Origin of the sequence: Bacillus sp. FJAT-49736 (assembly GCF_018343615.1) — a bacterium.
GTDB lineage: Bacteria > Bacillota > Bacilli > Bacillales > Bacillaceae_C > Margalitia.
In genome coordinates, this window is the sequence record NZ_JAGYPI010000001.1 from 1,931,059 (window position 1) to 1,945,583 (window position 14,525).

Annotated in this window: 11 protein-coding genes and 1 other annotated feature; of the genes, 1 reads left to right on the top strand and 10 read right to left on the bottom strand. The window is 37.9% G+C overall.

Annotated features, from left to right (window positions below; all coding sequences use genetic code 11):
* Window positions 1-21: 21 nt before the first annotated feature.
* The 3 genes from aspS to KHA87_RS10210 all read right to left on the bottom strand — a co-directional run bounded on the left by aspS (window position 22) and on the right by KHA87_RS10210 (window position 3,659).
* On the bottom strand, window positions 22-1,791 hold the full coding sequence (gene aspS, locus KHA87_RS10200; protein ID WP_213093947.1) for an aspartate--tRNA ligase: 1,770 nt from the start codon (window positions 1,789-1,791) through the stop codon (window positions 22-24).
* A gap of 22 nt (window positions 1,792-1,813) precedes the next feature.
* Window positions 1,814-3,082, bottom strand: coding sequence for a histidine--tRNA ligase (gene hisS, locus KHA87_RS10205; protein WP_213093948.1), 1,269 nt, complete (start codon window positions 3,080-3,082; stop codon window positions 1,814-1,816).
* A gap of 84 nt (window positions 3,083-3,166) precedes the next feature.
* Window positions 3,167-3,408: a binding site (T-box leader), on the bottom strand.
* A gap of 74 nt (window positions 3,409-3,482) precedes the next feature.
* The gene (locus KHA87_RS10210) at window positions 3,483-3,659 is read right to left on the bottom strand and encodes an RNA polymerase subunit sigma-70 (protein ID WP_213093949.1); all 177 of its coding nucleotides are present in this window, start codon (window positions 3,657-3,659) and stop codon (window positions 3,483-3,485) included.
* Between the two features lie 176 nt (window positions 3,660-3,835).
* On the opposite strand from KHA87_RS10210, the gene KHA87_RS10215 reads away from it, so the two are divergent.
* Window positions 3,836-5,584, top strand: coding sequence for an N-acetylmuramoyl-L-alanine amidase family protein (locus tag KHA87_RS10215; protein ID WP_213093950.1), 1,749 nt, complete (start codon window positions 3,836-3,838; stop codon window positions 5,582-5,584).
* 227 nt (window positions 5,585-5,811) lie between these two features.
* Here the strand turns inward: KHA87_RS10215 and dtd are convergent, their stop codons facing one another.
* The 7 genes from dtd to KHA87_RS10250 form a co-directional block, all read right to left on the bottom strand.
* Entirely contained in the window at window positions 5,812-6,261 is a 450-nt protein-coding gene (dtd, locus tag KHA87_RS10220) for a D-aminoacyl-tRNA deacylase (protein ID WP_213093951.1), read from the bottom strand.
* 14 nt (window positions 6,262-6,275) lie between these two features.
* A complete protein-coding gene (locus tag KHA87_RS10225) occupies window positions 6,276-8,468 on the bottom strand; it encodes a RelA/SpoT family protein (RefSeq protein WP_213093952.1) in 2,193 nt (730 codons plus the stop codon).
* Window positions 8,469-8,962: 494 nt separating this feature from the next.
* The gene (locus KHA87_RS10230; RefSeq protein ID WP_213093953.1) at window positions 8,963-9,475 is read right to left on the bottom strand and encodes an adenine phosphoribosyltransferase; all 513 of its coding nucleotides are present in this window, start codon (window positions 9,473-9,475) and stop codon (window positions 8,963-8,965) included.
* Window positions 9,466-11,838: a single-stranded-DNA-specific exonuclease RecJ gene (gene recJ / locus KHA87_RS10235; protein WP_213093954.1), complete on the bottom strand. Its 2,373-nt coding sequence runs from the start codon at window positions 11,836-11,838 to the stop codon at window positions 9,466-9,468. Before recJ ends, KHA87_RS10230 begins: the two co-directional genes overlap by 10 nt.
* Window positions 11,839-11,977: 139 nt before the next feature.
* Entirely contained in the window at window positions 11,978-12,337 is a 360-nt protein-coding gene (locus KHA87_RS10240) for a VOC family protein (protein WP_213093955.1), read from the bottom strand.
* An 11-nt stretch (window positions 12,338-12,348) separates the two neighbouring features.
* A complete protein-coding gene (locus KHA87_RS10245) occupies window positions 12,349-13,383 on the bottom strand; it encodes an S-adenosylmethionine:tRNA ribosyltransferase-isomerase (protein WP_213093956.1) in 1,035 nt (344 codons plus the stop codon).
* Window positions 13,383-14,108 carry an SDR family oxidoreductase gene (locus KHA87_RS10250; RefSeq protein ID WP_213093957.1) on the bottom strand — a complete coding sequence of 242 codons (726 nt, stop codon included), beginning with the start codon at window positions 14,106-14,108 and terminating at the stop codon, window positions 13,383-13,385. The genes KHA87_RS10245 and KHA87_RS10250 overlap by 1 nt, the downstream gene beginning before the upstream one ends.
* Window positions 14,109-14,525 lie beyond the last annotated feature (417 nt).

The window sequence follows — 14,525 nt, forward strand, 5'->3', positions numbered from 1 at the left end:
TAAATCCGACAAATCTCCACATTATTTTTTCACATTTAAAGACAAGCTTAACTCCACAAGCTGCTCGTTGCTTACACCACTCGGAGCTTCTGTTAATAGACAGCTGGCACTTGCTGTTTTCGGAAATGCAATTGTATCACGTAAATTAGAACGCCCTGCCAATAACATAACAATTCGGTCTAAGCCAAGTGCAATTCCACCGTGTGGAGGTGTGCCATATTCAAATGCTTCCAGCAAGAAGCCAAATTGCTCTATTGCCTGTTCCTTTGTAAAACCAAGAGTTTGGAACATTTTTTCTTGAACATCACGTTCAAAAATACGTAAGGATCCTCCTCCAAGCTCATAACCATTAAGTACTAAATCGTATGCCTGTGCTTTTACGCTTCCCGGGTCCGTGTCTAATTTTTCAATTTCATCTCTGACTGGCATTGTAAATGGATGATGGGCTGCATAATATCTGCCTTCTTCCTCGTCAAATTCAAAGAGCGGCCAATCGGTTACCCATAGGAAATTAAATTTCGACTGATCAATCAAACTGAGATCTTTTCCAAGCTTTAATCTTAATGCGCCCAAAGCATCCGCAACCACCGATTTCTTATCGGCAACAAATAATAATAAATCTCCTATTTCTGCTTCAAGCAGCTTTGCTAACTGAATTTGCTCTTCGTCTGAGAAGAATTTGGAAATAGGACCTTTTAATCCTTCCTCTTCAACCTTTAACCAAGCTAAACCTTTTGCGCCGTATACAGATACAAATTCTGTTAAACCATCGATATCCTTTCTGGAATAACTATCCGCAGCACCTTTTACATTAATAGCTTTTACTTGACCTCCAGTTGCTACAGCACCGGAAAATACCTTAAATCCTGAATCCTTCACTAGCTCAGAAACATCTACTAATTCTAATCCAAAACGTGTATCCGGCTTATCTGAACCAAAGCGGCTCATAGCTTCGTCATAGGTTAATCGTGGGAGAGGAGTATTTATTTCGATACCTTTAACTTCTTTCAATAAACGTGACATCATTCGCTCCGTCATTGCCATAATGTCTTCTTGGCTATAGAAGCTTGTTTCAATATCGATTTGCGTAAATTCCGGCTGACGGTCCGCACGCAAATCCTCATCCCTAAAGCATCTTGCAATTTGATAATATTTATCGAAGCCTGCCACCATTAACAATTGCTTGAAAATTTGTGGTGATTGCGGCAATGCATAGAACTCGCCTGGATGAACACGGCTAGGAACTAAATAATCCCGAGCTCCTTCCGGTGTGCTCTTCGTTAAAATGGGTGTTTCGACATCTAAGAAGCCTTCTTCATCCAAAAAGTTTCGAATGGACTTCGTAACATTATGGCGCATTTTAAAAGTTTCCAATAACACAGGTCTTCTCAAATCTAAATATCGATATTTCAAACGTAAATCTTCGGAAACATCTGTATTGTTTTCAATCATAAATGGAGGCGTTTTTGCTTCATTAATAATAGAAACCTTCTCCACTTTAACTTCAATTCTACCCGTTTTTAAATTTTCGTTGATGGTTCCTTCACTTCTTGAGACCACTTCACCTTGTACATCTAGAACATATTCACTTCTTATCTTTTCTGCAACAGCTAGTGCTTCCGGAGAATTTGCAGGATTAAAGACAATTTGCACCAAACCTGTACGGTCACGCAAATCAATAAAAATAAGTCCTCCTAAGTCCCGTCTTTTTTGCACCCAGCCCTTTAAAGTGACTGTTTCTCCAATATTTTTTTCCGTTACTTCTCCACAGTAATAGGTTCTTCCAAACATAACTGTTGCCTCCCTTATCGACTTATCGAGCTAATTTTTTGAATTCTGAAATGAAGTTGGAGATAGAAAGTTCAACTTGTTCTCCATTCTCCATATTTTTCATCACAACTTTGTTAGCTTTTATTTCATCCTCGCCCAAAATGGCCACGAATTGTGCCTTTATTCTGTCCGCAGCCTTTAGCTGTGCTTTCATTTTCCGATCAAGATAATCCTTATCGGCAGTATAACCAGCTTTTCTAAGTTGTTGTAATAAGACCATGGATGGAATTTTGGCTTCATCTCCTAAAGAGACAACATAGCAATCCACTTTTGTGTCTGTTTCGAGATCAATTCCTTCAGCGTGCAATGCCGCAATTAATCGTTCAATACTTAGAGCAAACCCGATTCCCGGGGTTTCCGGACCACCCATTTCTTGAACAAGTCCGTTATAACGTCCACCACCGCATAAAGTAGTAATGGCACCGAATCCTTCTGCATTACTCATAATTTCAAATGCTGTGTGATTATAATAATCTAGCCCTCTCACTAAGGTAGGATCCACTACATACTCGATACCAAGAGCATCTAAATATGCAAGAACTTGATCAAAATATAGCTTGGATTCTTCATTGAAAAATTCAAAAATAGGAGGAGCAGATTTCATTAATTCATGATCTCGATCTTTTTTACAATCCAAAATACGTAAAGGGTTTTTTTCTAAACGATTTTGACAATCTCCACAAAACTCATGAATCTTTGGTTTGAAGTGTTTAATTAAAGCTTCGCGATGGGCAATTCTGCTTTCTTTATCTCCTAGGCTATTAATAACTAATTTCAAATGTTTTAAGCCTAGACTTTGATAGACCTCCATTGCAAGTGAAATAACTTCTGCATCAATGGCAGGATCTTGACTCCCTAACGCTTCGACCCCAAATTGTACAAACTGACGGTATCTACCTGCTTGCGGTCTTTCATATCGAAACATTGGTCCATTATAAAATAATTTAACAGGTTGGTTGGCATCTCCGTACATTTTATTTTCCACATAGGAACGAACAACTGCCGGAGTTCCTTCCGGTCGCAACGTTAAATCCCGATCGCCACGGTCCTTAAAGGAGTACATTTCCTTTTGAACAATATCCGTCGTTTCTCCGCTTTTATGAAATAATTCCGTATGTTCGAAGATTGGAGTTCGAATTTCTTTATATTGATATTTATGACAAATTTCTTTCGCCTTGTTTTCGATGAGTTCCCATGTTCCAACTTGACTGGGTAAAATATCCTGCGTTCCTCTTGGAATCTGAATGGCCACTGATTTTTTCCTCCTTTAATTTTTTAAGTATGTACTATGCAGGAAACGAAAAATAAAAAAACCCCCAATCCCTTGTTTAAAAAAACAAGGGACGAGAGTTTTGTTTCCCGTGGTGCCACCCTAATTGAAGCTTACACTTCCACTTAAGTACAGTTAACGCCTGTATTACGTTCTAGCCCTACTAAATATCGTTTCTATTCGACTTTTTCAGGAAGAAACCTACAAAGTGTTCATTCGCTAAGTCATCATGCAGAGTGCTTCCAGCCAAGGCAACTCTTCTCTTTCCATGTGTACTCTTAACTACTATGCTTTATCAACGGTTTTTTTTGTAAATCAATGTTTTATATTTATATAATAATACGAGGCTAAAAACGCATTGTCAAGTCAATAATGATTAAAATTAAGAACGTTCCATTTTCTTTTTTAATAATTTTACTTCGCCTAGGCTTAAACCGAATTCGGAGGCAAGCTCTATGGAAAGTGCTTGATCTTCTCTTTCCATGAAATGATGCAAATCAGTTTGAAAGATTTGGCTGCTTCCAGCATTACTTAATTGGTTTTTATTGCTTAATCTCATATATTTTCTCCTTTACATAATGTGTGGAAAGAAATTTGCTTCATTTTGTCATATTATTATCCTTTCCCACGATAAATCTTTTCTTTCATAAAAAAGGAGATTTTTCTTTTTTCCAGAATACATATTTGTAGCGCGATTTAAAAGCGATTCAAATAATAGGGAGGTGTACCATCCAATTGGGTAGAAAATTCATCATTATATTACTGACACTGATATTCTTGGGCGCAGGTTTTGACTATCCGGAGCATAAGGTCAATGCAGAAACGGAAAAGGCTATCGTCAACGTTTCCGTATTGAATATCCGGAAAGGACCAGGTTTATCCTATCCAATTTTGAAGCAAGTCAAAAAAGGCGATCAATTTAATGTTGTACAGAAAAAGAATGATTGGTATGAACTTAAATTGCCTTCCGGAGAGACCGGATGGGCAGCAAGCTGGCTTATTTCTCTAACTAAAACCAAAGCCCTAACTGCAACTTCAGGAGTTGTTACGGTGAATGGGTTGCGATTGAGAAGCGAGCCAAGTTCGGATTCATCTATTTTGAAGGTTTTACAAGAAAACCAAGATGTGACGATTGATTCTCAAAATGGTAATTGGCTTAAAATCTCTGTTGCCGGAATTAATGGATGGGTTTCTAAGGATTTTGTTACTATTAATCAGCAGAAAACTAGCGTAAAGCTACCTAGCAGCAAGGGAATTGTTACGGTGGACCACCTTAATATTCGTACTTCCCCCAGCATTTCCGCAAGTACAATTGGTATGTTAAACACCGGCAACAAAATTAATATTCTCGAAGAAATGAACGGCTGGATTCATTTCTCCTTAGGTACCCAAGCAGGTTGGGTAAGCAGTCAATATATAGAAAAGATAAAGAGCAGCAATGGAAACAAGGAAATTTCAGCAAATCAATCTACACAAAAAGCTACCGGCAGCGTAAATGTAAACTCTTTAAATGTTCGAAGCACTCCTTCCTTAAATGGAAAAATTATAGGTTCCATCTCACAAGGGCAAAGCTTCGCAATAGTGAAAGAGCAAAATAATTGGATTGAAATTAAGCTGAAAAATAATCAAGTCGGGTGGATTGCCGGCTGGTATGTCAATAAATCCACCGCTAATGCTTCTTCTGAAAGCAACCAAAAAGCTATTGTAACGATCCTTTATAATGGAACGAATTTAAGAAGTGATGCGACCACAAATTCAACTATACTTGCTAGGGGAAATGCCGGAGATACGTTTACTATCCTTAATAAGGTAAATGATTGGTATAAAATCCAACTTACAAATGGTGGAATTGCTTTTGTAGCATCGTGGCTAATTTCTTCAAACTATAAGACATCTTCTCCTTCTGTTACCCCGAGTGATAATGCTAGCACTAAAACGGGGAGTGGTATAAAAGGGAAAACCATTATCATCGACCCTGGACATGGAGGGCAGGATAATGGGACAAGCGGTTATAGAGGGACACTGGAAAAAAATCTTACGTTAAGTACGGCAATGAAACTATATCAAAAGCTAAAAAATGCTGGAGCTAATGTTATTTTGACACGAAATGATGATCATTATGTATCATTGCCGGCACGGGTTGGGATATCAGAGAACAATAAGGCAGATGCATTTATTAGTATCCATTTTGATAGTTTAAAGGAAGACCCTAGTGTAACGGGGCATACTACTTATTACTATCATGATAATCAGAGAGCACTTGCTAATGAAATTAATCAAGCAATCTCCTCTCAAACTTCTATTAAAGACAGAGGGGTCCGTTTCGGCGATTTTCATGTTATACGTGAAAATAATATTCCTGCAGTACTTGCAGAATTAGGATATTTAAGTAATCCTAATGAGGAGCTGTTAATTAATACGGAGCAATATCAGGAGCTTGTTACAACTAGTATATATAATGGATTTGTTCGATATTTTAAATAATAAAAGCGCAAGGGCCTTGCTCATCGGCGTACGGATTTTGGAGTCTTAGACTGAGATAAAGGAAACACTGCGAGGAACGAGTCGATGTTGACTTATCGTAGGGAGAAGACGTAGAAATCCGCTAGCCGATAGGCACTGTAGCTAGACAAATCCTATGTACGTTAAGTAATAAATAGACAAAAAAATTCATTTTTTAACTTTAAAATGCAAAGAGAGAATCTGAGTAATCAGATTCTCTCTTTGCTTTCTACTATAATGGTAACAGGACCATCATTGATTAGCTTTACATCCATCATAGCGCCGAACTCCCCTGTCTCTACTTCAACACCATTCTCTTTTAAGCATTCATTAAAATAGTTATAAATGGTTATTGCATGATCAGGTTTTGCCGCATCCATGAAATTAGGTCTTCTTCCTTTCCGACAGTCACCATATAAAGTGAATTGAGAGATGGAAAGAATTTGCCCGCCCACATCGAGCAAGGAGTGATTCATTTTTTCATTTTCATCTTCAAAAACGCGTAAATGGACAATCTTATCTGCAACATACTTAGCATCCTCTATTGTGTCCGAATGAGTAATTCCTACTAAAAGGACGAAACCTTTAGAAATCTCACCTACAATATTTCCATTTACTTCTACACTTGCTTCTTTACTTCTCTGTAATACAACGCGCATTTAACTTACACCTTCTAACTCATAATCCTGCGAACTGCATATATATCATGGATTTGTTTTATTCTCTCTACGACCTTATGAAGATGACTGATATTCTGAATTGCAATAGTCATCGTTATGGTAGCCATTTTATTACGGTCTGAGCGTCCGCTGACAGCAGTAATATTTGTTTTTGTTTCATTTACTGCTTGAAGCACCTCATTTAATAAGCCTCTTCGATCATAGCCTGATATTTCGATATCTACATTATATTCCTTACGATTAGCTGAAGCGGATTCCCATTCCACAGCGATAAGGCGATTTTGTAAATCATCGTCCGTTACATTCGGGCAATCTGCCCTGTGCACCGATACACCGCGACCTTTTGTAATAAAGCCTACAATTTCATCTCCAGGAACAGGATTACAGCATCGTGATAAACGAATTAATAGATTATCAATACCTTTTACCGTTACCCCTGTTTCGTGCTTTTTCTTCTTAACGGGAGGAGCCTTGAGTTCTGTCATAACCTCTTGTACAGCTTCTTCCTGGTCCCTCTTTTTACGCCATTTTTCTGTTAATCTATTGGCAATCTGCAATGCGGTAATACCATTATATCCAACGGCAGCATACATATCTTCCTCTTGGGCAAAATTAAATTTTTCTGCTACCTTCTTCACATTCTCTACAGTTAAAATTTCTTTTAAGTCGAAATCCATATTTTTAATCTCTTTTTCGACTAATTCCTTGCCTTTTATGATATTTTCTTCTTTTTGTTGTTTCTTGAAGAATTGCCTAATTTTATTTTTTGCCTGCGAGGTTTGCGCTAATTTTAGCCAATCCTGACTTGGACCATAGGAATGCTTGGATGTTAGTATTTCAACAATGTCCCCTGTTTTAAGCTTGTAATCAAGAGTCACCATTTTGCCATTGACCTTCGCACCGATCGTCTTGTTGCCGATTTCCGAATGAATTCGATAGGCAAAATCAATAGGAACAGACCCGGAGGCAAGCTCTATGACATCCCCTTTTGGCGTAAAGACAAATACCATATCAGAGAAAAGATCGATTTTCAAGGATTCCATAAATTCCTCTGCATTAGCCGATTCATTCTGGAATTCTAAAATTTCTCTAAACCAAGATAGCTTTTTTTCAAAGGAAGTTTGATTATTAACGGTTTTTCCTTCCTTATAGGCCCAGTGTGCGGCAACCCCATATTCTGAAATACGGTGCATTTCAAAGGTTCTGATCTGCACTTCTAACGGATCGCCCTTCGGACCAATAACTGTCGTATGAAGAGATTGATACATATTAGGCTTTGGCATCGCGATATAATCTTTAAATCTGCCAGGCATTGGCTTCCAGCATGTATGAATAATACCAAGCACTGCATAGCAGTCTTTAATGCTGTTTACCACAATACGTACGGCCAACAGGTCATAAATTTCATTAAATTGTTTATGCTGAAGAACCATTTTCCGGTAGATGGAATAAATATGCTTCGGTCTTCCTGAGATATCCGCTTTAATGGATACATCAGCTAACCGTTCCTTGACCTCTTCTATTACGTCGTCTAAATACTGCTCCCGTTCATCACGTTTTCGTTTCATTAAATTCACAATTCGATAGTATTGTTGGGGATTTAAATATCGAAGGGCAGTATCCTCGAGCTCCCATTTTATTTTGGAAATCCCGAGTCTATGTGCAAGGGGGGCGAAAATTTCCAATGTTTCATTCGCTATTCTTCTCTGTTTTTCAATAGGCAAATGCTTCAAGGTTCTCATATTATGAAGACGGTCGGCAAGCTTAATTAAAATGACACGAATATCCTGCGCCATTGCAACGAACATTTTTCTGTGATTTTCCGCTTGTTGTTCTTCATGAGATTTATATTTTATTTTTCCAAGCTTCGTTACCCCATCTACTAGCATAGCAACTTCATCATTAAATGCATCCTTGAGTTCCTCAAGAGTGACACTTGTATCCTCCACAACATCATGAAGAAATCCGGAAGCCACTGTTGCAGGATCCATCTCTAAATCCGCCAAAATTCCCGCTACCTGGATTGGGTGTATAATATATGGTTCACCCGATTTACGAAACTGATGCTCATGTGCATCCCTTGCAAATTCGTATGCTTTTCGTACGAGCGAAACATGTTCATCGTTTAAATATTCTTTTGTACGATTTATAACATCATCGGCGTTTAATATTTGATCTTTCGCCATAATATAAGCTCACCTTTAAATGAATTTTTGAATGATTGTATTTATTATCGAAAAAAAAACGAATAATGTAAAGTAATTCAATGTGTTTTTTTATGGAAATCACAAAGATTGTCGAAAATATTCATATTTCTGGGATAATTTATAAGAAAAAAACAAGCACCTTGCTTATCGGCGTACGGATTTCGTAGTCAACGATGGAGATAAAGGAAACACAGCGAGGCAGTTCACGAACTATTAAAAATTGCACTATCATTTTCACCGAGTGAAATTCGTAGTTCAATTTCACCGAGTGAAATTCGTAGTTCAATTTCACTTGATGTTGACATATCGTAGGGAGGAGACGGAGAAATCCGCTAGCCAATAGGCGCTAGTGAAATTGGAAGTGTCCATTTCACTTGGAGCTAAACATAAATTAAACTTGTCAAAAATATTTTATATGGTAATAAACCTTTACTTTTCTTCGCTCTTGAAAAAAAGCACTCCAAGAGTGCTTTTTAATATTCCATAAGAGTGAGAATATCATAACCATCTAATTTTTTGCGGCCTTCTAAATAAGATAATTCAATTAGGAATGCGATTCCAGCAACGACCCCGCCAAGCTGTTCCACTAGCTTAATGGTTGCTTCAATGGTTCCACCTGTTGCAAGAAGATCATCTGTGATCAGAACTCTTTGCCCTGGTTTAATCGCATCCTTATGGATAGTTAAGGAATCCTTACCATATTCTAAGCCATAATCCACTTGGATTGTTTCACGAGGAAGCTTGCCGGGTTTTCTAACTGGTGCAAAGCCCACTCCTAGTGCATAGGCAACGGGGCATCCAATAATAAATCCACGTGCTTCTGGTCCGACTACAAGATCGATTTCCTTTTCTTTCGCATATTTTACAATTTCATCTGTTGCAAATCTATATGCATCTCCATTATCCATTAACGTTGTGATATCTTTAAATACGATTCCTTCTTTTGGCCAATCAGGAACAATTGTTACAAACTGCTTTAAATCCATATCTTCTTTTCCTCCTCATGTTCCGCTTTACTGTGCGAAACTCGATCATCAAACCATGATTTTAACTCTTTATAGGATGAATATAAGAGTTCATTTTCAATAGTAAGCTGCTCTTGCTTTTTTTGATAGGTTATTGATTCAACAAAATCCCTCTTCGCTTTCACTGGGTTAAGTGAAATAAGCCCATCCTCTATTGTAACAAAATCTAGATCAAAAAACACCTGTGACATGAAATCTATTGTTTCCCGAGACCATCCTTTAAATGAAGCCAGTTCATCCTTATGCTTATTCAAATTAAAAGGATTTCTCTTCATTAATAGCCCATAAAACCATTTAAAATGTTCTCTAGTTGGAATGGTACTAAAATAATGATTTTGTTTTTGATAGAAATAGCAATAGATACGATTCGGCAATTTATTATTTATAAGGTTCTCCAACATTACTTTCGATGTTGGGAGATCTAGTAATACAATATTACGTTCGTCTATAGAAAAATCCTTCGCCATCTCTTCATCTTTAATATGTTTGATATTGAGATGCGTTAAGTCATACGAAATCTCTTTTAATGTTTGTTGTTCAAAAGTAATAAAAATACTGTTATCTGCAGGAATAAGTGGTATCCATTTATTTAACTGCTTTACTCCGCGAAAATCAAAAAGCTGCCATTCGTTGATTTTCAAATCCTTCAAAAATATTTGCGGTTTTCGTATATTATTCCATTCATTAATAGAAAGCTCTCCCAATACCGAAATTCTTGCTAATGGCGATATTTCTGGATAATAATCTCCCATTCCGAAACCTACGCCATCTAAATTGACATCATCCTTTTCCAAAAGTATTTTTAAATGCTTATTGTCTGCTCCTATTTGCTTTAGTTGTTGGATGGATAAATCCTCGATGATAATTTTCGGTTTCGTATTTCCAGTACCGTATGGAGCAAGTCTATTTAATTCCTCAATAGAATCCAAGCTCACATCTTTAATGGAAATGCTTGCATCAATTTCTGTTACTGGAACTAAATCTTCTTCCGATAAAATATCATTTGCTAATTGGTTCAACCGTGTCCGAAGTACCGGTACATTTTCTAACTCAAGTGTCATTCCTGCTGCCATGGTATGCCCTCCAAAATGAGGTAAAATATCTCGGCATGTAGATAAATTTTGAAACAAATCAAATCCAATAATACTTCTGGCGGATCCCTTTGCCAGTCTTTTCTCAGCATCAAAACTTAGAACAATCGTTGGACGATAATATTTTTCCACTAACCGGGAAGCAACGATTCCAACGACTCCCGGATTCCATCCCTCTTTGCCTATTACGATTACTTTATGCTCACTAAGATCGTATTCAGACTCAATCATAGAGATGGCTTCCTTCGTAATGTCACCTACAATTAATTGTCTTTCTTTATTCATCAAATCAATTTCTTTTGCAATCTCTTTTGCCTCTTGCTCGTCATCGGTCATCAATAAATGAACAGCAGGAGATGCATCATCCAAACGTCCAGGTGCATTTAAACGCGGACCAAGTAAGAACCCTACCGTTTCTTCGTTCGTATCTGCAAGTGATGTATTGGACAATGCATATAATGCACGAATTCCGGGACGTTCTGTACTAGCTAATTTTTTTAGTCCACTCTTCACAATTAGACGATTTTCTCCATGAAGTGGAACTAAATCTGCAACTGTGCCAATCGTAACTACATCTAATAATTCCTCCGGTACTCTATTGTACAAAGCATGTGCTAGCTTAAAAGCTACTCCAACACCTGCTAGCTCTTTAAACGGGTATGCACTATTAGGATGTTTTGGATGGACAATCGCCATTGCATCTGGAAGCTCCGGACCTGGCTCATGATGGTCTGTAATGATTAGGTCAACCCCTAATTCTTTCGCAAGTAAAGCTTCATTCATAGCAGCAATTCCTGTATCAACCGTAATAATTAGCTTATATCCTTCTGAAGCTGCCCAGCGAAAGGCTTGCTCATTCGGACCATATCCTTCGGTAAAGCGGTTAGGAATATAAAAATCAACATTGGCACCTAATTCCCTCAAAGCAGTCATCATTACCGTTGTACTGCTCACACCGTCCGCATCATAGTCACCGTATACAAGAATTTGTTCTTTATTATCAATTGCTCCTTTAATCCTATTAACGGCAATTTCCATGTCAGGAAGAAGATAAGGATCATGGAAAGAAGCATCCTCCAAAAATAAAAAAGACCTCGCTTCCTCTGTCTCAATGATTCCTCTATTTACTAACAATGTGGAGACAAGCGGGCTTATGTTTAATTGTTCTACTAATTTTTCAACTGCTGAGTTCACTGTTTCCCGAACAACCCAGCGTGTTTTTGATTTCAACATAGGTTCACCTCTTAACATTCCTATTATACAATTATTTTTTCTGCCCTGTCATCCAGACATTGAAGAAGATAAAGAAAGAGGGGAAAGGAAAATAATTCCCCTCATTATATAAAAAGAAAAAACAAGCGAATTCGCTTGTTCATTTTAGATATTTTTGTTGAATAAATTCTATTATCTCATTATCTGGCCCATTATAGAAAACTGTCTTCCATCCATTTTTCAGCTCATATGGTCCTTCTAATGGCTCAAAACCTTTGCTTCTAAGCTGTTCTATCCATTCTGTTAATGGATCAATCTGAATCGCAAAATGAATGGAAGCGGGGTTTGTACATTCATTAGAGGAAATGAGTTCCAGTGTAAACCCATTCCCCTCTAAAAAAACAAGTTGTTCCCCTTGAAAAGTAATAAATTGTGAAGGCTCAAGCCCTAAGAAGGACTTGTAAAACTGGATGGATTTTTCTATTTCACGCACCTCAATACCAATATGGTGAATATTCATATCCGTACCTCTTATAATATAAGATTCATATCCCCAAATTCATGCCATAAATATTTTCTATTAATTGCTTCCTGATAAGCATTATACAATAGTTTTTGATCAACAAATGCTGTTAATAAATCGAGATGGCTTGCCTCCGGTTCATGTAATCCGGTGATAAGACCGTCTACTACCTTTAATTTTGTATCAGCATGAATATATAGATTTGTCCAGCCGGTTTGTGAACACAATTTTCCTACCTCATCGGCAACCGTCTCTAGAGTTCTCACAACGGTTGTGCCAACCGCAATAATCCTTCCTCCTTCTTGCTTTGCTTTATCTATCGCTTTTACCGTTTCTTCTGGTACATGGTATTCCTCATAGTTTTCCCTTGGTCCCAAATGCCATTTATCATCTAAAAGATAGCTTAGACCAGTATGAAGCTGGATAAAAGCAATATTAACCCCTTTCTTTTGCAGTCGGAATAACATCTCCCAGCTGAACGCTCTGCCTGCTGATGGCATTTCCACAGATCCGGGTTCCGTTGCAAATACCGTTTGGTAATAATCAAGATCCCATGGCTGTTCGATATATTCATAACGTACAGGCTGACCAATCTGATAAATTTCGTTATATAAATCAGAACAGCATAGATTGAAGTCCAAAGTTACAAATGGCGCTTCAGGGTGTGCATGTGTAATCGTAGCCGTTAGAGAAGGAGTAAATCTAATGGTTGCGCCAATTTGCAGCGTCTCTTCCACCACTAGCGCCTCCCAAATATTTGCACTTTTTCTGTGAGCCAGACGTATTTCTACTTCTTTGCTATTGTTCCCTTGTTCCCAAAATCCTTTAAGCACAGCCGGTACTGTCCGGCTTCCATTTAAAATAATCAAATCGCCCTTCTTTAAGTATTGATCAAGTTGAAAAAATACGGAATGAACTGTTGCCCCACTTTGTTTGTTTAACACCATCATTCGTACATGATCTCTGCGGACACCTCTTCTTTCAGGAGGCATTTTGGCATTTAAATCTTCAGGAAGAGTAAAATTCATCGCTGCAACAGACATTATTTTTCACCCCTATCTACTGTAAACTCTGCCGCACTAATACGTTGCCCGTTAACAGCCTTTGATTCATCCGATGCCAAATAGCCGAATACATGAACAATATCATTTGGATTAATGAGCTCATAATCACAATCGGGTACTGCAAGTGCATGCATTTCTGTATCCATTTCACCTGGATCCACCATATTTACTCGTACTTCGGTTTCACTAACTTCATCCGCCCAAGTTTCCGTTAACCCTTCCAATGCAAACTTCGATATCCCGTATGCACCCCATCCAGCGTAGCCAACATTACCTGCTTCGGAAGTCACATTGATAATACTGCCGGAATTTCGTTTCAGCATCCCAGGAAGGACACGTCTTGTCACTAAGAACGGACCAAATGCATTTACCCTAAGCACCTCAGCAAAATCCTCCTCAGGATAATCCAACAAATATGGCATCGGGCTTGGGCCGAGAATAGACGCATTATTGATAAGAACATCAATTTTCCCAAAATGGTCCTCTGTCATCGCCACAAACCGTTCAACATCTCTTGGAATGGACGCATCCGCCTTAACAGCTAACACTTGGGCTCCAAAGTTTTCGGCTTCTTTTTTTACCTCTAACAGCTTTTCCTCACCTCGTGCGCAAATGGAAAGATCATACCCCTCTTTTGCAAAATACAAAGCAAGAGCCTTTCCTAATCCTTTCGATGCCCCAGAAATCATAACAACCTTAGTCATTTTTACATCCCCCTAATAATACTTTTTAAATTTATTATACTTTTTATACTTAAATGTATAATAAGTATTTTGATTATAATCTATCTTTTTCCAATCAGTCAATTCCTTTTGTTTAAAATTTTTCGACTTCGATCTCCATAAACTTTGCAAACCATTTATTTTTAAATACAATATTATTTGCATTGAAAAAGAAGCTGTATTTCCAAATTTAAAATATGATACATAAAATCCTGCTTGACTAAGCACTTGATGCTAAAAGGATATTCAAATTTGAAAATGGGTCACCAAAGCAGACGAATCGTGCCCCGGTAGTGATAAAAACGGAAGTACGGGCACATTCTGCAACCGATCGTGACCTCGGGAGCGAGATAAACGGCGGGGCAGGCACATTCCACAACCGATCGTGACTGCGATTGC